This is a genomic window from Hydrogenophaga sp. BPS33, from assembly GCF_009859475.1.
GTDB lineage: Bacteria > Pseudomonadota > Gammaproteobacteria > Burkholderiales > Burkholderiaceae_C > Hydrogenophaga.
Genome location: NZ_CP044549.1, coordinates 832,272 through 854,288, shown reverse-complemented (window position 1 = coordinate 854,288; position 22,017 = coordinate 832,272). Strand labels below are relative to the sequence as shown.

The 22,017-nt window shown below is 66.1% G+C and carries 21 protein-coding genes and 1 riboswitch; of the genes, 10 read left to right on the top strand and 11 right to left on the bottom strand.

Going from position 1 to position 22,017, the window contains the following annotated elements:
* Nucleotides 1-192: 192 nt before the first annotated feature.
* A complete protein-coding gene (locus tag F9K07_RS04140; RefSeq protein ID WP_236581790.1) occupies nucleotides 193-1,557 on the top strand; it encodes a M23 family metallopeptidase in 1,365 nt (454 codons plus the stop codon).
* Between the two features lie 83 nt (nucleotides 1,558-1,640).
* Here F9K07_RS04140 and erpA read toward each other — a convergent pair whose 3' ends face one another.
* From erpA to rplM, 5 genes are all read right to left on the bottom strand, one after another.
* On the bottom strand, nucleotides 1,641-2,006 hold the full coding sequence (gene erpA, locus F9K07_RS04135; protein ID WP_137917364.1) for an iron-sulfur cluster insertion protein ErpA: 366 nt from the start codon (nucleotides 2,004-2,006) through the stop codon (nucleotides 1,641-1,643).
* An 87-nt stretch (nucleotides 2,007-2,093) separates the two neighbouring features.
* Entirely contained in the window at nucleotides 2,094-2,489 is a 396-nt protein-coding gene (locus F9K07_RS04130) for a bactofilin family protein (RefSeq protein ID WP_159589659.1), read from the bottom strand.
* Between the two features lie 29 nt (nucleotides 2,490-2,518).
* Complete coding sequence (locus F9K07_RS04125) at nucleotides 2,519-3,226, bottom strand: DUF6776 family protein (protein ID WP_159589657.1); 708 nt, start codon at nucleotides 3,224-3,226, stop codon at nucleotides 2,519-2,521.
* A 101-nt stretch (nucleotides 3,227-3,327) separates the two neighbouring features.
* Nucleotides 3,328-3,720 carry a 30S ribosomal protein S9 gene (gene rpsI, locus F9K07_RS04120; protein ID WP_159589655.1) on the bottom strand — a complete coding sequence of 131 codons (393 nt, stop codon included), beginning with the start codon at nucleotides 3,718-3,720 and terminating at the stop codon, nucleotides 3,328-3,330.
* A gap of 12 nt (nucleotides 3,721-3,732) precedes the next feature.
* Nucleotides 3,733-4,164 (bottom strand): 50S ribosomal protein L13, encoded by a 432-nt coding sequence (gene rplM, locus F9K07_RS04115; RefSeq protein ID WP_137917360.1) that lies wholly within the window; start codon nucleotides 4,162-4,164, stop codon nucleotides 3,733-3,735.
* A 195-nt stretch (nucleotides 4,165-4,359) separates the two neighbouring features.
* Between rplM and F9K07_RS04110 the strand changes: the two genes are divergently transcribed.
* The 6 genes from F9K07_RS04110 to F9K07_RS04085 all read left to right on the top strand — a co-directional run bounded on the left by F9K07_RS04110 (nucleotide 4,360) and on the right by F9K07_RS04085 (nucleotide 9,226).
* Nucleotides 4,360-5,277 (top strand): 23S rRNA (adenine(2030)-N(6))-methyltransferase RlmJ, encoded by a 918-nt coding sequence (locus tag F9K07_RS04110; RefSeq protein WP_159589653.1) that lies wholly within the window; start codon nucleotides 4,360-4,362, stop codon nucleotides 5,275-5,277.
* Between the two features lie 94 nt (nucleotides 5,278-5,371).
* Nucleotides 5,372-6,394: a 1,2-phenylacetyl-CoA epoxidase subunit PaaA gene (gene paaA / locus F9K07_RS04105; protein WP_159589651.1), complete on the top strand. Its 1,023-nt coding sequence runs from the start codon at nucleotides 5,372-5,374 to the stop codon at nucleotides 6,392-6,394.
* Entirely contained in the window at nucleotides 6,391-6,744 is a 354-nt protein-coding gene (gene paaB, locus F9K07_RS04100) for a 1,2-phenylacetyl-CoA epoxidase subunit PaaB (protein WP_159589649.1), read from the top strand. The genes paaA and paaB overlap by 4 nt, the downstream gene beginning before the upstream one ends.
* A complete protein-coding gene (gene paaC / locus F9K07_RS04095) occupies nucleotides 6,744-7,583 on the top strand; it encodes a 1,2-phenylacetyl-CoA epoxidase subunit PaaC (RefSeq protein ID WP_159589647.1) in 840 nt (279 codons plus the stop codon). Before paaB ends, paaC begins: the two co-directional genes overlap by 1 nt.
* 10 nt (nucleotides 7,584-7,593) lie before the next feature.
* A complete protein-coding gene (gene paaD, locus F9K07_RS04090) occupies nucleotides 7,594-8,115 on the top strand; it encodes a 1,2-phenylacetyl-CoA epoxidase subunit PaaD (protein WP_159589644.1) in 522 nt (173 codons plus the stop codon).
* A gap of 4 nt (nucleotides 8,116-8,119) precedes the next feature.
* On the top strand, nucleotides 8,120-9,226 hold the full coding sequence (locus F9K07_RS04085; RefSeq protein ID WP_159589642.1) for a 2Fe-2S iron-sulfur cluster-binding protein: 1,107 nt from the start codon (nucleotides 8,120-8,122) through the stop codon (nucleotides 9,224-9,226).
* Between the two features lie 6 nt (nucleotides 9,227-9,232).
* On the opposite strand, the gene F9K07_RS04080 is transcribed toward F9K07_RS04085, so the two are convergent.
* The 4 genes from F9K07_RS04080 to ahcY all read right to left on the bottom strand — a co-directional run bounded on the left by F9K07_RS04080 (nucleotide 9,233) and on the right by ahcY (nucleotide 12,836).
* Nucleotides 9,233-9,664 carry a septal ring lytic transglycosylase RlpA family protein gene (locus F9K07_RS04080; RefSeq protein ID WP_159589640.1) on the bottom strand — a complete coding sequence of 144 codons (432 nt, stop codon included), beginning with the start codon at nucleotides 9,662-9,664 and terminating at the stop codon, nucleotides 9,233-9,235.
* A complete protein-coding gene (gene metF, locus F9K07_RS04075) occupies nucleotides 9,664-10,491 on the bottom strand; it encodes a methylenetetrahydrofolate reductase [NAD(P)H] (protein ID WP_159589638.1) in 828 nt (275 codons plus the stop codon). Before metF ends, F9K07_RS04080 begins: the two co-directional genes overlap by 1 nt.
* Nucleotides 10,492-10,506: 15 nt before the next feature.
* The gene (locus F9K07_RS04070; protein ID WP_159596807.1) at nucleotides 10,507-11,259 is read right to left on the bottom strand and encodes a TlyA family RNA methyltransferase; all 753 of its coding nucleotides are present in this window, start codon (nucleotides 11,257-11,259) and stop codon (nucleotides 10,507-10,509) included.
* A 143-nt stretch (nucleotides 11,260-11,402) separates the two neighbouring features.
* Nucleotides 11,403-12,836 (bottom strand): adenosylhomocysteinase, encoded by a 1,434-nt coding sequence (gene ahcY / locus F9K07_RS04065; protein WP_159589636.1) that lies wholly within the window; start codon nucleotides 12,834-12,836, stop codon nucleotides 11,403-11,405.
* 70 nt (nucleotides 12,837-12,906) lie between these two features.
* Nucleotides 12,907-12,995, bottom strand: a riboswitch (S-adenosyl-L-homocysteine riboswitch).
* A 95-nt stretch (nucleotides 12,996-13,090) separates the two neighbouring features.
* On the opposite strand from ahcY, the gene F9K07_RS04060 reads away from it, so the two are divergent.
* From F9K07_RS04060 to F9K07_RS04050, 3 genes are read left to right on the top strand one after another with little or no spacing between them, the layout of a single operon-like run.
* Nucleotides 13,091-13,897: an HAD-IIB family hydrolase gene (locus F9K07_RS04060; RefSeq protein WP_159589634.1), complete on the top strand. Its 807-nt coding sequence runs from the start codon at nucleotides 13,091-13,093 to the stop codon at nucleotides 13,895-13,897.
* Nucleotides 13,894-15,153, top strand: coding sequence for an MFS transporter (locus F9K07_RS04055; RefSeq protein WP_159589632.1), 1,260 nt, complete (start codon nucleotides 13,894-13,896; stop codon nucleotides 15,151-15,153). Before F9K07_RS04060 ends, F9K07_RS04055 begins: the two co-directional genes overlap by 4 nt.
* A 51-nt stretch (nucleotides 15,154-15,204) precedes the next feature.
* Nucleotides 15,205-15,585: a hypothetical protein gene (locus F9K07_RS04050; protein ID WP_159589630.1), complete on the top strand. Its 381-nt coding sequence runs from the start codon at nucleotides 15,205-15,207 to the stop codon at nucleotides 15,583-15,585.
* Here the strand turns inward: F9K07_RS04050 and F9K07_RS04045 are convergent, their stop codons facing one another.
* Complete coding sequence (locus tag F9K07_RS04045; protein WP_159589628.1) at nucleotides 15,586-15,906, bottom strand: hypothetical protein; 321 nt, start codon at nucleotides 15,904-15,906, stop codon at nucleotides 15,586-15,588. It abuts the gene before it with no gap.
* A complete protein-coding gene (gene uvrA / locus F9K07_RS04040) occupies nucleotides 15,906-21,965 on the bottom strand; it encodes an excinuclease ABC subunit UvrA (protein ID WP_159589626.1) in 6,060 nt (2,019 codons plus the stop codon). The genes F9K07_RS04045 and uvrA overlap by 1 nt, the downstream gene beginning before the upstream one ends.
* Nucleotides 21,966-22,017: the final 52 nt, after the last annotated feature.

Below are 22,017 nucleotides of genomic sequence, written 5' to 3'. Positions count from 1 at the left end.
TCAGATGCGGTGGACATGGCACTGCATAAAATGCCGGGTGCTGTGTGACGGATTTTAGTTGGCGCACTTTTTGCACGATATCAAGCCCATCTGTCACCGCCCGAGCGTTTGGGTGAACTTCCTGCACCTCAATCGCTCTTTTTTCTGTGCGCTGCCCCACAGTCGGGAGCAGTCCTTACCGGAAAACCGATTTTGACCCGTCCGCTACTTCACACGCTGGCACAACTTCTGGATGCCGCAAGCCAAAGCCTCTCCCGCCACCCACGCCGCATCATGGGCGGCCTGGGTGTGCTGCTGCTGGGCACTGGCGTTACCGCCTTCGGCATTGCGCCGCTCGCACCCGATGCGGCCGATCTTCCCGTGCACCAGGTCATCGAAGCGCTCAACACGCCGCTGGCCGCCGATATCGGCGCACTGGACGCTGCCTCCCTCACCGCCACGCCCATGGTGCTGTTCCGCACCGAGGCCACGCGCCGCGACGACACCGCCCAAAGCCTCTTGCAGCGCCTGGGCGTGCCCGACTCCGCCGCCCAGGCCTTCTTGCGCAGCGACCCGCTGGCGCGCCAACTGCTGGGCCGCAGCGGCCGCCTGGTCAACGTGGAAGCCAACGAGCGAAACGAGCTGCTGCGCCTGACCGCGCGCTGGCTTTCCGCCGACGAAAACACCTTCACCCGCCTGGTGGTGGAAAAGTCCGACAACGGCGCGCTTAACTCGCGCCTTGAACATGGCGCGCTCACCACATCGACCCGGCTGGCCAGCGGCGTCATCCGCAGCTCGCTCTTCGCCGCGACCGACGCCGCCGGTATTCCCGACCCCGTGGCCATCCAGTTGGCCGAAATGTTCTCCAGCGACATCGACTTCCGGCGCGACCTGCGCCAAGGCGACCGTTTCAGCGTGGTCTTTGAAAGCCTGGAAGCCGATGGCGAGAGCCTGCGCACCGGCCGCGTGCTGAGTGCCGAGTTCGTCAACGACGGCAAGGAACACGAGGCCGTGTGGTTCGAAGAACCGGGTCAAAAAGGCGGCTACTACGGGTTTGATGGCCAGAGCGCGCGCCGCTACTACCTGGCCTCCCCGCTGGAGTTCTCGCGCATCAGCAGCGGCTACGGCATGCGGTTCCACCCCATCACGGGTGGGCGCAAGGCCCATATGGGCGTCGATTACGCAGCCCCCACGGGCACGCCGGTGCGCACCATCGGTGACGGCACGGTCGAATTCGCCGGCGTGCAGCGCGGATACGGCAACGTGATCTACATCCGCCACCGCAACAACCAAGTAACCGTCTACGCCCACCTCAGCCGCATCGGCGTGCGCAAGGGCCAGCGCGTGGGCCAGGGTGACTTCATTGGCAACGTGGGCACCACGGGCGCCTCCACCGGCCCTCATCTGCATCTGGAGTTCCGCGACAACGGTGTGCACGTGGATCCGCTGGCCATCGCGCGCCAGAGCGAATCGGTGCCGGTGTCGCCCGCGCTGCGCGCGCGCTTTGACGCGGTGGCCCAGATGCAGCGCCTGCAACTCGACGCTGCGGCCAGCATTCAACAGGCCAGCGCCCAGTAACCCCGTCCGTCTATCTTGCGGCCAAAAAAGAAGGGAGCCCAAGGCTCCCTTCTTTTTTGAGATCGCGAAAGACCGGCAGCGCGTCAGACGCTGAAGCTGGAGCCACAACCGCAGGTGGTCGTGGCATTGGGGTTCTTGATGACGAATTGAGCGCCCTCAAGGTCTTCCTTGTAGTCGATCTCGGCGCCCACCAAGTACTGGTAGCTCATCGCGTCGATCAACAGCGACACACCATTCTTGGTCATGGTGGTGTCGTCTTCGTTTGTGATTTCATCGAACGTAAAACCGTATTGGAAGCCCGAGCAACCGCCACCTTGCACGAACACGCGCAGTTTGAGATCGGGATTGCCCTCTTCGGCGACCAACTCGGCCACCTTGGCCGCCGCGCTGTCGGTGAAAACCAGCGGGGCCGGCATGTCGGTCGGGATCTGTTCGGCCACTGCATTCATGGGAATACCTCTTATCGGAAGGGTGGGTGCCATGCACCCGAGAAAACGGCTGCGTCGATACTAAGCCAAAGCGCCTGCGAACGCCCTTCAGCCGTTGTTTGCCGCCAATTTCAGTGTGGGTTTGTCATCGACACTGGCCATTGGCTTGAGTTGACCGGAGATGGTGGCACCCTGGTGCATTTCCAAGGCCTTGTAGGACACATCCCCCTCAATCCGTGCTTTGGGCTGTAGCTCCAGCAGTTCAAAGGCCAGCACAGGGCCTTTGACGTGACCATTGATGATCACGTGATCGGCGTGGATCTGCCCGGTCACCTGGGCCACCTCGCTGATCACCAGCAGACTGGCCTGAGCGTCGCTGGCACGGATGTCGCCCACCACTTCCCCATCGATGCGCAGCCCCTCGTGGAACAACACATTGCCTTCGATGCGCGTGCCTTGGGCAATCAGGCTTTTGATGGGCGGTTGTTTCTTTTTGGCGAACATGAAGCTCTCCTGATGGTGGACCGCATGGGTCACAAATTGAAAGATTGCACGGACCGGACCGAACTGCCCTGCAGGATTTTGGCGGTCACGTTTTCTACCACGACCTGCGCGGGCACATTGACCACGCCCTCCATGCGCAGATAGCCCTTGATGAGCACGGGCTGCGGCACGGGCGCCTGCTTGGCCGACCACGGCTTGCCGGCCAACTTGCCCGAAAAGATCACCTCCAGGCTGCCTTTGAAGTCGGGTGCATTCTTGGCCGCCTGGATCATGAGCACCTGCCATTTCAACTGGCTGTCCGAAAGGCGCTCGGCCTGCAGCCCCCGGATGCTCAAAGCGTCGCTGCCCGTGCCCGGGATCAGGCGCTCGAAGAAGCCCAGGTCGCTGCGCAGCAACTCGTTGTCGGCCTGCAGCTGGCGGATCTGCACCATCAGCTGCGCCTGTGTGGCGCGCTCCGAGATCAACTGGCTGTCCGAGGTGTTGGCCACCAATTGGGCCTCGCTCAGATCGGTTCGCAACGCCAATACCTCGCGGCGCAACTGCTCCAGTTCCTGCTTGGAATTGCGGTCCAGCCCGGCGATGTCCTTGCCGAATTCGAACGCCCAGACCGCCAATGCCGCCGAAAAACCCAGCAGCAACGCCGCCAGAACCCAGCGAAACGGCCACGGCATCGCACTGCGCACCGACACCCGCGGCGCACTCACCGTCAACCTTCTTCGCAACAGGCGAAACCGCATGCAGACCTTTCAAAGTGCAAGCAAACGCAACCCAGCCCCAGAACGCAAAAACCGCCCCAAGTTTGCACTTGCAGGCGGTTTCTGGAGCATGTGCAGCGTGCTTAGCGCTTGCTGAACTGCTTGCGGCGGCGCGCAGAGCGCAGACCGACCTTTTTACGTTCCACTTCGCGAGCGTCACGCGTCACGTAGCCCGCTTGTGACAGACCCGACTTGAGCGTCGCGTCGTAGTCGATCAGGGCACGTGTGATGCCGTGGCGCACAGCGCCGGCCTGGCCGGATTCACCACCACCGTGCACGTTGACCTGGATGTCAAACGTCTCGGCGTTGTTCGTCAGCAGCAGGGGCTGCTTGGCGATCATGATGGAGGTCTCGCGGCCGAAGTACACCTGGATGTCCTTGCCATTGACCGTGATCTTGCCGGTGCCTTTTTTCAGAAACACGCGAGCGACGCTGGATTTGCGACGGCCGGTGCCGTTGTTCCATTCACCAATCATCTCAAGGCTCCTTTAGATTTCCAGCACTTGCGGCTGTTGGGCGGTGTGCGGATGCTCTGCACCGCCGTACACCTTGAGCTTCTTGATCATGGCGTAACCCAGAGGGCCCTTGGGCAACATGCCCTTGACGGCCTTCTCGAGGGCGCGGCCAGGGTGCTTGGCCTGCATGTCGCGGAAGTTGGTGCCATAGATACCGCCGGGGAAGCCCGAGTGGCGGTAGTACACCTTGTCGAGGGCTTTGTTGCCCGTGACGCGGAGCTTGGCTGCGTTGATGATGACGATGAAGTCACCGGTATCGACGTGAGGCGTGTAAATGGCCTTGTGTTTGCCGCGCAAACGGAGAGCAACTTCACTGGCTACTCGTCCGAGGACCTTGTCGGTCGCGTCAATCACAAACCACTCGTGCGTCACGTCAGCGGGTTTGGCGCTGAACGTTTTGGTCATGAGTTTTCTCTGAAAGGAGAGGGTTTGGCGGCTCTTTTCCACGGTCGGTCGTTCTCTGACGGAACGCTCTTAGGTGGGTTTTGAAGTCTTCGCCGCGGAGCCAGCAGTTCGCTGCGAAGCCCTCGATTGTACGAAATTCCGGGCCTTGGCGGCAAACTTTGAAATGCGAGGAGCCTGGCCGGCTACCATCAGGGCATGTTCAGCTATCGACACGCCTTCCACGCCGGCAACCATGCGGATGTGCTCAAGCACATCACCTTGATCGCCACACTGCGTCACCTGATGCAGAAAGAAGCGGGGCTGACGTTGATCGACACCCACGCCGGGGCAGGCCTCTACCGCCTCGATGGGGACTACACCGATACCGGAGGCGAAGCCAAGGACGGCGTGGTCAAGCTCATGGGCGCCCTGCGAGCGGCCGACCAACCAGCGGCCAAAGCCGTCGCCCCGGCGATCGACGACTACCTGGACCTGGTTGCGGGCTTCAACCCGTCGGGCTCGTTGCGCGTGTACCCAGGATCGCCCTTCGTCATGCACCAATTGCTGCGGGCCGAATCGCGCGACCGGCTCAAGCTCTTCGAGCTGCACCCGACCGACAGCCGCACCCTCTCCGCCAACATCGCCCAGCTCGAAGCCGGACGTGCCATCGCCGTAGCGCGCCAGGACGGGTTTGAAGGCGTCAAGCCCCTGCTTCCGCCGCCGCCATCGGCCTCTGGGTCGAAGCGCGGCCTGGTGCTGATGGACCCCAGTTACGAAATCAAAAGCGATTACGCGAAAGTAAGCGCCTGCATACAAGAACTTCTCAGGCGATTTCCGACCGGCACTTATCTGGTGTGGTATCCCGTGATTCCGCGGCCGGAAGCGCACGATTTGCCGCGCCGCCTGCGCACCTTGTCGAACCAGGCCCAGCGGCCGTGGCTCAACGCCACGCTGGCCATCGGCCAGGACCCGACCCACGGCCCGGACGACCGACCGGGGCTGACCGCCAGCGGCATGTTTGTCATCAACCCGCCGCACACGCTCAAGGGCGTGCTCCAGGAAGCACTGCCGCAACTGCTGACCCACCTTGGACGAGGACGTGGAAAGTCGCAAGCGCTGGAATCTGGCGGGTAATCGACACGCGAGCAGACCTTCCCAATTAGCCGACCAACCGGTTGGCGATTGAATATACTGGCGCCGTACCCCTTCATGGGGGCAGGAGACGCCCATGTATACCCAGTCGTTCAATGTGCCGGACAGAGGCGATCCGCAGGCTGACTCGACCAAGGCAATCCCCCTGCACGAGACCGATGTCGCCTTGCAGTCGCACTTCGACAGCGTCGTGGATGCCGATGGCAAGATCGAGCCGCGCGACTGGATGCCCGAGGCCTACCGCAAGACGCTGGTGCGCCAGATCAGCCAGCATGCGCACAGCGAAATCGTGGGCATGCTCCCGGAGGGCAACTGGATTTCGCGAGCACCCAGTCTCAAGCGCAAGACCATCCTTGTGGCCAAGGTGCAGGACGAAGCGGGCCACGGCCTGTACCTCTACAGCGCAGCCGAAACCCTGGGCACCAGCCGCGACCAGATGTTCGAGGCCCTGCATTCGGGCAAAGCCAAGTACAGCTCGATCTTCAACTACCCCACCCTGACCTGGGCCGACGTCGGGGTGATCGGGTGGCTGGTCGATGGCGCGGCCATCATGAACCAGATTCCGCTGTGCCGCTGCAGCTATGGCCCCTATGCGCGCGCGATGATCCGCGTCTGCAAGGAAGAAAGTTTCCACCAGCGCCAGGGCTTCGAGTCGCTGCTGGTGATGGTGCAGGGCACGTCCGAGCAGCGCGCGATGGTGCAGGACGCGGTGAACCGCTGGTGGTGGAAATGCCTGGCGATGTTCGGCCCGCCCGACGCCGACAGCCCCAACAGCGTGCAGGGCATGCGCTGGGGCATCAAGCGCATCGGCAATGACGAATTGCGCCAGAAGTTCGTCGATGCGACGGTGCCGCAGGCCGAGGTGCTGGGCGTCACCTTGCCCGACCCGGATCTGAAATGGAACGCCGAACGCGGCCACCACGACTTCGGCGCGATCGACTGGGACGAATTCTGGGCCGTGGTGAATGGCGACGGCCCCTGCAACAAGGAGCGCCTGGCCACGCGCGTGAAAGCCTGGGATGAGGGCGACTGGGTGCGCGAAGCCGCACTGGCCCACGCTCGCAAGCAACGGCAACGCACGCTGAAGGAGGCCGCATGAGCGCCGCGCCGGGCCGCCCCAAGCAAGCTCGCACCGCTGGCGGAGCCGAAGGTACCCCAGTGACAGCCCTCAAGGAATGGCCGCTCTGGGAAGTGTTCGTGCGCAGCAAACAAGGCCTTGAGCACAAGCACTGCGGCAGCCTGCACGCCAGCGACGCGCAGCATGCGCTGCACCTGGCGCGCGACGTGTACACGCGGCGCCAGGAAGGCGTGAGCATCTGGGTCGTCCAGTCCAGCAGCATCACCGCCAGCGAGCCCGACAGCAAGGACAGCTTCTTCGACCCGGCGGCCGACAAGGTGTACCGGCATCCCACCTTCTACGAGATCCCCGACAAAGTGGGGCACATGTGATGCGCAGCGCACCCGTCGACTACCTGCTGCACCTGGCCGACAACGCGCTGGTCCTCGGGCAGCGCAACGCCGAATGGTGCGGCCACGGACCGATCCTGGAAGAAGACCTGGCCCTGGCCAACAACAGCCTGGACCTGCTCGGCCAGGCACGCCTGCTCTACCAGCACGCGGCCACGCTCATCAATGCCGACACCGCCGAGGCCTTGCGTTTCGTGCACCTGCGCGGCGCACGCCACAACGGCGCGGTGACCGAAGACACCCTGGCCTATTTCCGCGACACGTACGAATTCCGCAACCACACCTTGCTCGAACTGCCCCACGGCGGCCCGCTGGCCGGTACCGTGCGCGGGGCCCGCGACTTCGCCACCACCATCGTGCGCAACTTTTTCTACAGCGCGCTCATGGTGCTGGTATGGAACCGGTTGCAGACGTCGGCCGATGCGCAACTGGCGGCCATTGCCGCCAAGTCGATCAAGGAAACGCGTTACCACCTGCGGCACGCAAGCGACTGGCTGGTGCGGCTCGGTGATGGAACGGACGACTCGCACGCCCGCGCGCAGGCCGCAATCGACCACCTGATGCCGTACTGCCAAGCGTTCTGGGCAGGCAACGAAGCCGAGAAGGTCGCGGCCGACAATGGAACGGGCGTGAACACCACGAGCCTCCAGGCCGAATGGGACGCTCTGGTGGAGGAGTCCTTGAGCGAAGCCACGCTGCAACGCCCCCAGGTGCGAGGCCGCGTCCCGCAAGGCCAGCACGGGGTGCACTCCGAACACATGGGCTTCCTGCTGGCCGAGATGCAGAGCCTGGCGCGCGCGCACCCGCACGCGGTCTGGTGAGGCAGGCGCCATGCGAACGGTCGCCAGCGCCGGACACGAACACGCCGCCATCTGGCAGGCGCTCGCCAACCTGAGCGATCCGGAGATCCCGGTGGTCAGCCTGCGCGAGATGGGCATCCTGCGCGACGTGCGCACCGGCGCCGACGGTGTGCCCGAAGTGGTCATCACCCCGACCTACAGCGGCTGCCCGGCCATGGGACAGATCGAGGACGACGTGCGCGCGGCGCTCGCGCTTGCGGCCCTGGAAGCGCGCGTCGTCACGCAGCTGGCACCGGCCTGGACCACCGACTGGATGCACGAAGCCGCGCGCGAGAAGCTGCGCGCCTACGGCATCGCGCCACCTCAGTGCGGCAACGTCCAGCCGCAAGCCGTGACCTTCTCGCGCAAGGCCGCGGTGCGCGAAACGGTGCCCTGCCCCCAATGCGGCTCGGTCCACACCACCGAGACCTCACCCTTTGGCTCGACCGCTTGCAAGGCCATGTACCGCTGCCTGGATTGCCTGGAACCGTTCGACTACTTCAAGCCCTATTGATGCCATGTCCACCGCCCCGCGCTTCCACGAACTTGCGATCGCCCGCGTCAGCCCCGAGGCCGCCGGCGCGGTGGCCATCACCCTGGCCATTCCGGCGGAACAGCGGGACGTGTTTGCCTTCGAGCCCGGCCAGTTCCTCACGGTGCGCGCCACCATCGACGGGCAGGACGAGCGGCGCAGCTACTCCATCAGCAGCCCTCGCAGCCTGCTGGCGCAACGCGGCGAGCTCACGCTGGGGATTCGACCGGTGGAAGGCGGCGTGTTCTCCCACTGGGCCGCCACCTCGCTCCAGCAGGGCGACGTGCTCAAGGCCATGCCACCCGACGGCCGCTTCACCGTGCACAAGCCGCGCGCCGTGCACCGCGTCGGGTTTGCGGCGGGTTCGGGCATCACGCCCATCCTCTCGCTCATGGCCAGCACATTGGAGGAGTCGCCGACGTCGAAATTCACACTCGTGTACGGCAACCGGCGCATGGGCAGCGTGATGTTCAACGAAGCCTTGCAGGACCTCAAGGACCGCTACGCCAGCCGGCTCACGCTGATCCACATCCTCTCGCGCCAGGCCCAGGAGGTGCCTTTGCTCGAAGGCCGCATCGATGCCGACAAGGTGCGCGCGCTCATCGCCACGCTGCTGCCGGTGGCAAGCATGGACGAGGTCTTCATCTGCGGCCCCGAAGCCATGATCGAGGCCACCGAGAAAGCCCTGCTCGACGCGGGCGTGCGGCCCGATCGTGTGCACACCGAGCGCTTCACCTCCCCCACGCTGGACGCCCTGCCCGACGCGCAGCGCCGTGCGATCGTGCTCGGCCATCCGGCGGAGCGGGCCGAGGGCGAGGTCGCTCTGACCGTGGTGCTCGACGGCAAGCCGCACGAGCTGCGCATGAACCGCGACGAACGTGTGCTCGACGTGGCGCTGAACGCCGGCCTGGACCTGCCCTGGTCGTGCCGCGGCGGTGTCTGCTGCACCTGCCGCGCCAAGGTGCTGGAAGGCGCGGTGCAGATGGACAAGAACTTCACACTCGAACCGTGGGAAACCGACAAGGGTTTCGTGCTGAGTTGCCAGGCCCGTCCGACCAGCGAGCGGGTCGTGGTCAGTTACGACGAAAGGTGAGCGCGCTTACTGGCGGAACACGAGCACCGGCGCCACGCCGGTCTGGATCAGGCCGAGCGCGCTGGCCGCAGCGCGGCTGAGATCGATCACGCGGCCTTTGGTGAACGGCCCGCGGTCGTTGATGCGCACCGTTACCTCCTTGCCGGTGCGCGCATGCCGCACGCGCACCAAGGTGCCGAAGGGCAAGGTCTTGTGGGCTGCGGTGAGTTCGTTCTGGTCGAAGGCTTCACCGCTGGCCGTGCGCCGGCCGTGGAACTGCGCGCCGTACCAGGAGGCCATGCCGCGCTCGAACACCTCGCCGTCGTCGGGCGCCTGCGGCAAGGGAGAGGACGCCGACGACGGATCGCCCGCCTCGTCATCCGACGGCGCGCGCGTGGCGCAGCCGCCCAGCCACAGCACGCAAGCCAGTGCGAGGATGAGCGCTGGCCGCAAACGCATCACAGGCCCAGGCGCTGGACGATGTCCGTCGTGGCAGTGCTTTGGTTCATGGTGTAGAAGTGCAGACCGGGCACACCGCCGGCACGCAGACGATCGCACAGATCGCTCACCACGTCGAGACCGAACGATTTGATCGATGCCGTGTCGTCGCCAAACGCCTGCAACCGCATGCGGATCCAACGCGGGATCTCGGCGCCGCAGGCGTCGGAGAAGCGCATGAGTTGCGTCGAACTGGTGATGGGCATGATGCCGGGCACCACCGGCACGTCCACGCCCGCACCCTGCAGATCGTCGACGAAACGGAAGTAGGCGTCGCTGTTGAAGAAGTACTGCGTGATGCCCGAGTCCGCGCCGGCCTTCACCTTGGCGGCGAAGGCGTCCAGGTCGGACTGGGGCGTTTTCGCCTGCGGATGCGTCTCGGGGTAGGCGGCCACCTCGATGTGGAAGGTGTCGCCGGTCTCGGCGCGCACAAAGGCCACGAGGTCGCTCGCGTAACGGAACTCACCGCCCATGCCGTAGCCACTGGGCAGGTCACCGCGCAGCGCGACGATTCGGCGAATGCCGGCGGCCTTGTAGGCCGCCAGGCGTTCGCGGATGCTCTCGCGCGACTGGCCAATGCAGCTCAGGTGCGGCGCGGCCGGCACGCCCTCGCCCATGATCTCGGTGACGGCCTGCAGCGTGCCGTCCTGCGTCGAACCACCGGCGCCAAACGTCACCGAGCAGAACTCGGGCTTGAGCGCATACAGCTGCTGGCGCACCGCGCGCAGCTTGACCGCGCCTTCGGGCGTCTTGGTCGGGAAGAATTCCAGGCTGATCGGAAGACCCATCGTCTTGTCCTTACATCACTTGCTCGCACACACAAAAAATTCGCGGTTGCCGTCGCCGCCAGCGATCGGGCTGTCGAAGTAGTCGCGCACCGTCAGACCGTGGTCGGCACAGGCCTGTTCGATGCGCTCGCGCACCCGAACGTAGCTCGTCGCGTCCTTCACCAGACCGCCCTTGCCGATGTGCTCGGGCTGCAATTCGAATTGCGGCTTGACCAGCATCAGCAGATGCCCGCCGGGCGCCAGCAGCGGCACCACAGCAGGCCACACCAGCGTCTGCGAGATGAACGACAGATCGCCCACGATCAACTCGAACGGGGGCGGACCGCCAGCCTGCGCCAACACCTCGGCGCTCAGCTCGCGCGCATTGCACTTCTCCAGGCAGACCACGCGCGCGTCGCCTCGCAGCGACGGGTGCAACTGGCCTTGCCCCACGTCCACGCCCACCACCCGCGCGGCGCCGCGCTGCAGCAGGCAGTCGGTGAAACCACCGCTGCTCTGCCCCACGTCGAGACAGCGCAGGCCGGTCACGTCCAGCCCGGTGTGCTTCAGCGCCCCTTCGAGCTTGAGACCACCGCGCGAGACATAGCGCGTTTCCGCCGTGTCCAGCAAGCGCAGCTCCACCGTCTCGCGCAGCTCCTCGCCGTTCTTGGTGATCGCACGCCATTCCTGAGCCGGCAAGCGCCACTGCACGCCCGCCGCGATCAAGCGCTGGGCTTGCGAACGGGAATTCGCAAGCCCACGTTCAACGAGAAGTTGGTCGGCGCGCATCGATGACAAGCCAAATGGAGGCGTAGCGAGCGGCCGTCAGCCGAGGCGCGGGGGGATCCGCAGACCGGAACGTAGCAGCGCTACGTGAGGATCTGCGGAAGGACCCGCAACGAAGGATCACGGCCGCGCAGTAGCCGACCGGTTCAGTACCTGTAGGTGTCCGGCTTGTACGGGCCGGCCTTGTTCACGCCGATGTAGGCGGCCTGCTCGTCCGTCAGCTCGGTCAACATCGCGCCGACCTTCTTCAGGTGCAAACGCGCCACCTTCTCGTCCAGGTGCTTGGGCAGCACGTAGACCTCGCCCACCTTGTACTTCTGCGGCTGCGTGAACAGTTCGATCTGCGCGATGGTCTGGTTCGCAAACGAGCTCGACATCACGAAGCTGGGGTGGCCGGTGCCGCAGCCCAGGTTCACCAGGCGACCCTTGGCCAGCATGATGATCTTCTTGCCATCGGGGAATTTGACGTGGTCCACCTGCGGCTTGATCTCTTCCCACTCGTACTTCTCGATCGAGGCGATGTCGATCTCGTTGTCGAAGTGGCCGATGTTGCAGACGATGGCCTGGTCCTTCATCGCCGCCATGTGGTCGTGCGTGATGATGGATTTGTTGCCGGTGGTGGTGACGAAGATGTCGGCCTTGTCGGCGGCGTATTCCATGGTCACGACCTTGTAGCCTTCCATCGCGGCCTGCAGGGCGTTGATGGGATCGATTTCGGTCACCCAGACTTGCGCGGACAGGGCACGCAGCGCCTGTGCCGAGCCCTTGCCCACGTCACCGTAGCCGGCCACCACGGCGACCTTGCCGGCGATCATCACGTCGGTGGCGCGCTTGATGCCGTCGACCAGCGATTCGCGGCAGCCGTAGAGGTTGTCGAACTTGCTCTTGGTCACCGAGTCGTTCACGTTGATGGCGCGGAACGGCAGCGTGCCCTTGGCGCTCATTTCCTTCAGGCGGTGCACGCCGGTGGTGGTCTCTTCGGTCACGCCGATGATCTGCGCGGCCTTGCGGGTGTACCAGGTCGGGTCTTGCGCGAGCTTGGCCTTGATGGCGGCGAACAGGCAGGTCTCTTCTTCGCTGGTGGGCTTGCTGATCACCGAGGCGTCCTTCTCGGCCTTCTGGCCCAGGATCATGAGCAGGGTGGCGTCGCCGCCATCGTCCAGGATCATGTTCGGGCCTTCGCCTTCGGTGCCGGCGGCGCCGAATTCAAAGATACGGTGGGTGAAGTCCCAGTACTCGGCCAGGGTTTCGCCCTTGTGCGCGAACACCGGCGTGCCTTGCGCCACCAGGGCGGCAGCGGCGTGGTCTTGCGTGGAGAAGATGTTGCACGAGGCCCAGCGCACGTTCGCGCCCAGGGCTTGCAAGGTTTCGACCAGCACCGCGGTCTGGATCGTCATGTGGATCGAACCGGTGATGCGCGCGCCCTTGAGCGGCTGCGACGGCGCGAACTCTTCGCGGATGGCCATCAGGCCGGGCATTTCGGTTTCGGCGATCTTGATTTCCTTGCGGCCCCAGGCGGCGAGGGAAATGTCGGCGATGGCGCTGTCGGTTGCCGCCGGGGTATTCAGACGTGCATTCATGGTGGTTTCGCTCCGTTAAGGATGGACAAACCACATCGCGCACTGAGTAAAAAGGGACTCATCGCACGGATGTGGATGAGCGTGGTTGCATGGATGGTCCGAGCCTCACGCCCCGCTGCCGATGGTGTCGGTGGGGGCGCTGCAACGCTCCTCGGATCGCGGAATTCTAACGCAGAGGGGGCGATCTGCCCCATGCCGCGCGTCGCCGATGGCACCGTCGGCGAACAGGCCCCGTGCGACACTGCCCGCCTCCCATGCAGACGAATCCCCTCTCCCTCTGGCCCGCCGAGGCCCGTGCCCGCATCTGCGGCGTGTTGACCGACATCGACGACACGCTCACCACCGAGGGTGGCATCACGCCCGATGCGCTGGACGCCCTGCACCGCCTGCACACGGCGGGCGTGCCGGTGTTTGCCATCACCGGGAGGCCCGCGGGCTGGAGCGAAGGATTTGCTCTGGCCTGGCCGGTGAAGGCCATCGTGGCGGAGAACGGCGCGGTCGCGTTGTGGCGCGGCGAGGCCGGCGAGCTGCGCCGCGCTTACCTGCAGGACGCGGCCACCCGCGCGCTCAACTTCGACCAGCTGCAAGCAGCGGCCCGGCGCGTGCTGGCCGAAGTGCCCGGCACGCGGCTGGCCACCGACAGCCCCGGGCGCGAGACCGACATCGCCATCGACCACAGCGAGTTCGCGCATCTGAGCGAAGCGGACATCGCGCGCGTGGTGCACGTCATGAAGGACCAGGGCCTCAACGCCACCGTGAGCTCGATCCACATCAACGGCTGGATCGGTGCGCACGACAAGCTCGCGGGCGCCCGCTGGATCGTGCGCGCGCAGCTTGACCGCGCACTCGACGACGAGCTCGACCGCTGGGTCTACGTGGGCGATTCGACCAACGACGCGCGCATGTTCCAGCACTTTCCGCACAGCGTGGGTGTGGCCAACATCGCGCGCTTTTGGGATGTGCTGACGCACAAGCCACGCTACCTCGCGGAAAAGGAACGCGGCGCGGGTTTCGCGCAGGTGGTCGATGCGGTGCTGAGCGCACGGAGGGTCGTGCAGTGAGCGAGCACCCGATTCCGCCGCACAACCCGGCCGCGCTGCCCACCCATTCGGCCAGCGAGGCGCGCCTGGGCCTGGTGGCCATCTTCGGTTCCACCTTCTTCGAGCTGGTGGGCTATTTCATGCTCACGCCGCTGCTCTTGTTGCGGCTGAAAGCGGGCGGCGAATCGACCGCGCTGGCCGGCGTGTTCGCCGCCAGCGGCTGGCTCGGCATTTTCTTCATGACGCCCTTTGCCTCCGCGATCACACAGCGCCTGGGCCGGCGGCCCACGCTGTGGCTGGCGGCGCTCATTCCGGTAATTGCCACCGCCGGCTTCGCCCTCACGCCGGTGCTGTGGCTGTGGTTCGCTCTCAAGATCGCTGCCGGCATGGCCTCCGGCCTGCGCTGGGTGCTGGCCGAGGCGATCGTGGCCGAGTTCTCGCCGCCGGGACAACGTGGGCGCTACGTGGGCATTTTCGAAACCATGGTGGGCGTCACCTTCATCGTCGGGCCGCTGATGCTGGCATGGGTGGGTGCCGAGAGCGACGCCGCCTTGTGGATCGCGCTGGGCTTCATGACGCTGGGCCTGCTGTGGAGCCTGGTCATTCCGCGCCTGCCGGATGCGGCCGATGCACACAGCGCCAAGGTCGGTCTCTCGGGCGTGTGGCACGCGCTGCTGGCGCATCCGCTCATCATGACCGTGGGCTTCGTCGGCGGCTTCTTCGAGAGCGGGCTTACGTCCATCCTGCCGCTCTATGGCCTGGCACTCGGCCTGGGTGCCACTGTGGCGGCGCTGCTGGTCTCGGCCAGCGGCCTGGGCAGCGCGGTCATGATGCTGCCCGCCGGCGTGCTGGCCGATCGCATGGCCCATCACCCGCAACAGCGCTGGGGCGACGGGCGCGCGGTGCGCCTGGCCATCATGCGCTGGTGTGCGCTGATCACGCTGCTGGCCACGCTGGTGATTCCATTCGTGGCCGGCACGCTCTGGCTGGCCGCGCCAGTGGCCTTCCTGTGGGGCGGCGCGGGCGGCTGCCTGTACACGTTGGCCATGATCGACATCGGTTCGCGCGAAGAAGGCATCACCCTGGTCAACAGCACCGCCGTGCTCGTGCTCTCGTACACCCTGGGCGGCGTGCTCGCGCCCGCGCTGGGGGCGGCAGCGCTGCAGTGGGCGCCCACGGTGGGCTTTCCGGCGCTGCTGCTCGCCGTGGCGGGGCTGGGCTGGTGGTTGTTGAGAAAGACCCGAATGGCCCCAACTGAAGGAACCCCTCGGGCCTGAGCCGCTCCTACGGGCCAACGGTTGTTCCCCTCCACGAAAGGATCCCACACCATGGCCATTCCCTGGATGGTTGCCCTCAAAGTGATCCCCTGGGGCGATGTGATCGAACACGCGCCCAAGGTGCTCAACGCGGCGCGCAAGCTGATGGAGCGGCAGAAAGCGCCGCCTTCGCCTGCCGCCACGCCCGTGCCGATGAACGTGGGTGACGCGCCGCCCACGTTGGGGGAACTGCAAAACCGCCTGATCGAAGCGCGTCAGATGCTGGGCCAGCAGGCGGCGGTGCAGGAACAGATGGCCCAGACCCTGGCCGAACTGGCCGAGCAGAACGCGCGCCTGGTAGGTGCGGTGGATCTGCTGCGCAAGCGCACGCGCGTGCTGATGGTGGCCATCGCGGTGCTGGCCGTGGGCGTGGTCTGGCTGGTCGCGCGCTGATCAGCTTTCGAGGCGCTCGGTCTGCAAGGTGGCATCGCAGCCCACGCCAGCCGCGATCCAGCGGCGCGCCAGACGGCGCAACACCGGCGCAGCCCAGCGCCAACGCGGCCCCATCACCGCAGCGGTGTCGGTGAGCGCGCCGCAACGGTAGAGCGCCGCAGCCCCGTCCCAGCGCAAGGCATCGCAAGCACCGATGCGCTTGCGCGAAATTACCCGCCCCAAGGGGCACGGCTCGGTCAGGCAGCACACCCCGCAGCCGTTGCAGGGCGCGCCGAGCACCGGCTTGGCCGGGGCATCGGGGTGGATGTGGATGATCTCCATCAGACCCTGGCGAGCACGGGCGCCAGCACCTTGCCCGTGTGCGTGCCCAGCCGCACCACCTCTTCGGGCGGCGCCGCCGCCACGATGCGTCCACCGCCACCGCCCCCTTCGGGGCCGAGGTCGATGATCCAGTCGGCTTCGGCCATCACGTCCAGGTCGTGTTCGATCACCACCACGCTGTGGCCGCCGTTCACCAAACGGTGCAGCACGCGGATGAGCTTTTCCACGTCGGCCATGTGCAGGCCCACGGTGGGTTCGTCGAGCACGTAGAGGGTGTGCGGCGCCTTCTGGCCGCGCCGCGTGATGTCATCGCGCACCTTGCTGAGTTCGGTCACCAGCTTGATGCGCTGCGCCTCGCCGCCCGAAAGAGTCGGGCTGGGCTGTCCGAGCGTGAGGTAGCCCAGGCCCACATCCTTCAGCAGTTGCAACGGGTGGGCAATGTTCGGCATGGACGCGAAGAAGTCCACCGCCTCGTCCACCTCCATCTGCAGCACGTCGCCGATGCTCTTGCCCTTCCAGGTCACTGCCAGGGTTTCGGGGTTGAAGCGCGCCCCATGGCACACCTCGCACGGCACCTTCACATCGGGCAGGAAGCTCATCTCGATGGTGCGCATGCCCTGCCCCTCGCAGGCCGGGCAGCGGCCTTCGCCGGTGTTGAAGCTGAAGCGGCCCGGCGCGTAGCCGCGCGCCTTGGCTTCGAGCGTGTCGGCGAACAGTTTGCGCACCGTGTCCCAGAAGCCGATGTAGGTCGCAGGGCAACTGCGCGGGGTCTTGCCGATCGGGGTCTGGTCGACTTCGAGCACCCGGTCCACGGTCTCGAAGCCGCTCAAACCCTTGCAGCCGACCCACGCGGGGTGCTTGCCCTTGTCCATGGCCTCGCGCCCGGCCTTGGTGCTGCGCTGTGTCACGGCGGCGGCCACGTTGGTCAGGAGCACATCGCGCGCGAGGGTGGATTTGCCGGAGCCGGAGACACCGGTGATGACGACGAGGCGTTGCAGGGGGACGGCAGCGTCGAGGTTGTCGAGGTTGTGGAGGTTCGCGCCTTTCACTTGGAGCCAGGGGGAACCCTCACCCCCACCCTCTCCCGCAAGCGAGAGAGGGCTCTCTTCACTCCCTCGCCCCTTTGGGGAGAGGGCTGGGGTGAGGGGCGGCGCTACGCGCCGTCTTGCCTGCAGCGGATGCTTCATCGCGTGCAACAAGTAGCGCCCCGTCACCGAGTCGCCATTCGCCGACAGATCGTCCACCGAACCCTGCGCCACCACGCGCCCGCCGCGCTTGCCCGCGCTGGGGCCGATGTCGATGATGTGGTCGGCGCGGCGGATCGTGTCTTCGTCGTGCTCCACCACCACCAGCGTATTGCCCTGGTCGCCCAGCTTGTGCAGCGCGTTGAGCAGGATGGCGTTGTCGCGCGCGTGCAGGCCGATGGTGGGCTCGTCGAGCACGTAGCACACGCCCTGCAGGTTGCTGCCCAGTTGCGCCGCCAGGCGGATGCGCTGGGCCTCGCCACCGCTGAGCGTGGGCGCACCGCGATCGAGCGTGAGGTAGTTCAAGCCCACCTCTTCCAGGAAGGCCAGGCGGCTTTCGATTTCGGGCAAGAGATCGCGCGCGATGTCGGTCTCTCGTGTGGTAAGCGCCAGATCTTTCATCAGACCGCTCACCCATTGCCTCACGTCTCTTACCGACAGACGCGCCACATCGGTGATGCCCACATTGGCAAAGCGAACCGCGCGGGCCTGCGGGTTCAATCGCGTGCCGGCGCAGGTGGGGCAGACCTCGTCCACGATGTCGTCCACCTCGGGCTCGGCGAAGCTCTGTTCGCGCCCGCGCTCCTTGTCGTCGCGCACCGAATCGTCGAGCACCTTGCGCTGGTCGCGCGAGAGCTTCACGCCGGTGCCCACGCAGTCGGGGCACCAGCCGTGTTTGCTGTTGTACGAGAACAGGCGCGGGTCCAGCTCGGGGTAGCTGGTGGCGCAGATCGGGCAGGCGCGCGTGGTGGAAAAGACTTCCAACGTGCCCAGGTCGCGCGTGGATGTGCCGTCGGCCAAGGCCTGCGCCAGGCCATCGAGCGGCGTGAGCACGTGCACCACGCCCTTGCCGATCTCCAGGGCCTTGTCGAGCTGGCGGCGCAGTTCGGCTTCGTGGTCGGCGCTGACCACGAAATCGGCCACCGGCAGTTCGATCGTGTGCTCCTTGAAGCGGTCGATGCGCGGAAAGCCGGTGGTGGGCAGGAACTCACCATCGACGCGCAGGTGCGTGTGGCCCCGCGGGCGTGCCCAGTCGGCCAGCTCGGTGTACACACCCTTGCGGTTGACCACCAGCGGCGCGAGCAGGCCGATGTGCTGGCCCTTGTAGCGCGAGAGGATGGCCGCCGCAATGCTGTCCACGCTCTGCGGCATCACCGCCGCGCCGTCGTGCACGCAGTGCTGCGTGCCCAATTTCACATAGAGCAGGCGCAAGAAATGCCACACCTCGGTGGTGGTGCCCACGGTGGACTTGCGGCCGCCGCGCGAGAGGCGCTGCTCGATTGCCACGGTGGGCGGAATACCGTAGACCGCGTCCACTTCGGGCCGGCCCGCCGGCTGCACGATGCTGCGCGCGTACGCGTTCAGGCTTTCCAGGTAACGGCGCTGGCCTTCGTTGAACAGGATGTCGAAGGCCAGCGTGGATTTGCCCGAGCCGCTCACGCCCGAGATCACGTTGAACTTGCCGCGAGGGATGTCGACGCTCAGGTTCTTGAGGTTGTGCTCCTTGGCGTTGACGATGCGGATGCTGTTGCTGCCTTCCGTGGAAAGGCCGCGTGGGCGCGCCCCCACCCCGGTCGTCCCCCAGGAGGGGAGGGCGTCGGAAACGAGGTGCACTTCGCCCATGCTCATGGCGTAGTCGCGCAGGGCCTTGGCGGTGTGGCTGCTGGCGTGTTCGCGCACCGCCTCGGGCGGTCCCTCGGCCACGATCAGGCCGCCGGCGTCACCGCCTTCGGGGCCGAGATCGATCAGCCAGTCGGCGGCCCGGATCACGTCCAGGTTGTGCTCGATCACCACCAGCGAATGCCCCGCATCGAGCAGCTTGCGCAGGCTTCGCATGAGCTTGGCGATGTCGTCGAAATGCAACCCCGTGGTCGGTTCATCGAACAGGAACAGCGTGCCCTTGCGCGCCACGGCTTGTCGGCTGGCGCTGCTGTTCTTCGAGGCCTCGGCGAGGAAGCCCGCGAGCTTCAAACGCTGCGCTTCGCCGCCGGAGAGCGTGGGCACGGGCTGGCCGAGCTTCACGTATTCCAGGCCCACGTCGACGATGGGTTGCAGCACGCGGATGACTTCGCGGTCGTTGGCGAACAGCGTGGCGGCTTCGCTCACGGTGAGCTCCAGCACGTCGGCGACGTTCAAGCCGACCGTGTGTCCTGAGCCTGTCGAAGGACGCTGGATCTTCACCTCCAGGATCTCGGGCCGGTAGCGCTTGCCATCGCAGTCCGGGCAGCGCAGGTACACGTCGCTCAGGAACTGCATTTCCACGTGTTCGAAACCCGAACCGCCGCAGGTGGGGCAGCGGCCGTCGCCGCTGTTGAAGCTGAACTTGGCTGGCGTGTAGCTGCGCTGGCGCGCGAGCGGCGCTTCGGCAAACAGCGAGCGGATGGCGTCCCACGCGCCCACGTAGCTCACCGGGTTGGAGCGTGCGGTCTTGCCGATGGGCGACTGGTCGACGAACACCACTTCGCTCAAGTGGTCCGCGCCGAGCAGGCGGTCGTGCGCGCCGGGGCTGTCGGTGGATTTGCCGAAGTGGCGCAGCAAGGCGGGGGCGAGCACGTCCTGGATCAGGCTGGATTTGCCCGAGCCCGACACGCCGGTGACCACCACCAGGCGCTGCAATGGGAACTCCACCGACACGTTTTTCAAGTTGTGCTCGCGCGCGCCTTCCAGAATGAGGCGCGGTGTGCTGTCGGTCACCATGCGCTTGAAGCCCATGCCGATGGTCTTGCGCGAACCGAGATAGGCGCCGGTGAGCGTGTCGGCCGATCGGATGGCCTCGGGCGTGCCGTCGAACACGATCTGCCCGCCGCGCTCGCCCGGCCCTGGTCCCATGTCGATCAGGCGGTCGGCCGCGAGCATCACCGCCGGGTCGTGCTCCACCACCACCAGCGTGTTGCCCGCGTCGCGCAGGCGCAGCATGGCATCGTTGATGCGCGCCATGTCGCGCGGGTGCAGGCCGATGCTGGGTTCGTCGAGCACGAACAAGGTGTTGACCAGCGAGGTGCCGAGCGCGGTGGTGAGGTTGATGCGCTGCACCTCACCGCCACTGAGGGTGCGGCTCTGGCGGTCGAGCGTGAGGTAGCCGATGCCGACCTCGCAGAGGTAGCGGATGCGGGTGTTGATCTCGTCGAGGAGCAGCTTGAGGGCCTGGCGCTGACCCTCACCCCGACCCTCTCCCGCAAGCGGGAGAGGGAGCAAAACACTCGACCCATCCATACCGGGCGCCGAGGGGAAGGTACCCCCTCTCCCGCTTGCGGGAGAGGGTTGGGGTGAGGGCTCGAGGCTGGAAAAAAACACCCGCAGCCTGTCCAAGGACAGCAGCATCAGGTCATGCAAACACAGGCCCGGCAAGTCCTCCAGTTGCGCGCGCGTCCACCGCGCGCCTTGCGGCAGGGTGCGTTGCGCCGGGGCCAGCACCGCGTCGGCCTGGGCCTTGGTGCCGATGCGCCAGAGCAAACTGTCGGTCTTGAGCCGCGCGCCACGGCAGGTCGGGCACTCGGTGTAGCTGCGGTACTTGGACAAGAGCACGCGGATGTGCATCTTGTAGGCCTTGCTCTCCAGGTACTCGAAGAAGCGGTCCACGCCGTACCACTGCTGGTTCCACTTGCCGTTCCATTGCGGCGATCCGCTCTTGACCCAGTGCTGCTGCTCGGGCGTGAGCTTGCCCCAGGCCGTGTCGCGCGGAATGCCCGCCGCTTCGGCGTGCCGCATCAGATCGTCCTGGCATTCTTTCCACGCCGGGGTCTGGAACACCTTGATCGCGCCGGCGCGCAGCGTGAGCTTGTCGTTGGGAATGACCAGGCCGTAGTCCACACCGATGACACGCCCGAAGCCCCGGCAGGCCTCGCACGCGCCGACCGCCGAGTTGAACGAGAACATCGAGGGCGTGGGCTCGCTGTAGCGGATATCGCTCTCGGGGCAATGCAGGCCGGTCGAAAAGCGCCAGATCTCTGGCTCGCCTTCGTCGGCGAGCGCGTACACCATCAGCTTGCCACCACCGCGCTTCAAGCCGACCTCGATCGCCTCCATCACACGCGCAGACTCCGCTGTGCCGATGCGGAAGCGATCGGCCACGACGTCGAGCACCTTCACCGTTTCGCTGGCTGCCACCGCCTTGGCTTTGCCTTTGCCTGCGGGCTTGTCCTCGGTGGCCACGGCTTCGCGCTGCACGATGCGCTCGGCCTGCACCCGCGTGTAGCCGCTGGCCGAGAGCCATTGTTCGACCTCCTCGGGCGTGGTGCTGGCGGGCAATTCCACGGGGAAGGTGACCACCAACCGCGGATCATTCTGCTGTGCGCTGCGCTGCTGCATTTCGGCGTAGATCGACTCGGGCGAATCGTGGCGCACCGGCAGCGCGGTGTCGCGGTCGAACAGATCGGCGCCGCGCGCGAACCACAGCTTCAAGTGGTCGTTGAGCTCCGTCATGGTGCCCACGGTGGAGCGCGAGGAGCGCACCGGGTTGGTCTGGTCGATCGCGATCGCGGGTGGCACGCCTTCCACCTTGTCCACCGCCGGCTTGTCCATGCGGTCGAGGAACTGCCGCGCGTAGGCGCTGAAGGTCTCCACGTAGCGGCGCTGGCCCTCGGCGAACAGGGTGTCGAACACCAGGCTGGACTTGCCCGAACCGCTGGGGCCGGTGACCACGGTGAGTTCACCGGTGCGGATGTCGAGATCGAGGTTCTTGAGGTTGTGCTGGCGCGCCCCCCGGATGCGGATCAGCCCCGTGCCACCCTCCGCGGGCGGCTCGCGCCCCTCGTCGGGGGATGCGGCAGGGGGCGCGCCCGCAGGCAGATCGGCAGGCAGGAAAGCATCGGACATGCAGGGGCTCCAGAAGAAGGAGCAAAGATTCTACGGAGGGGCGAACGCTCGC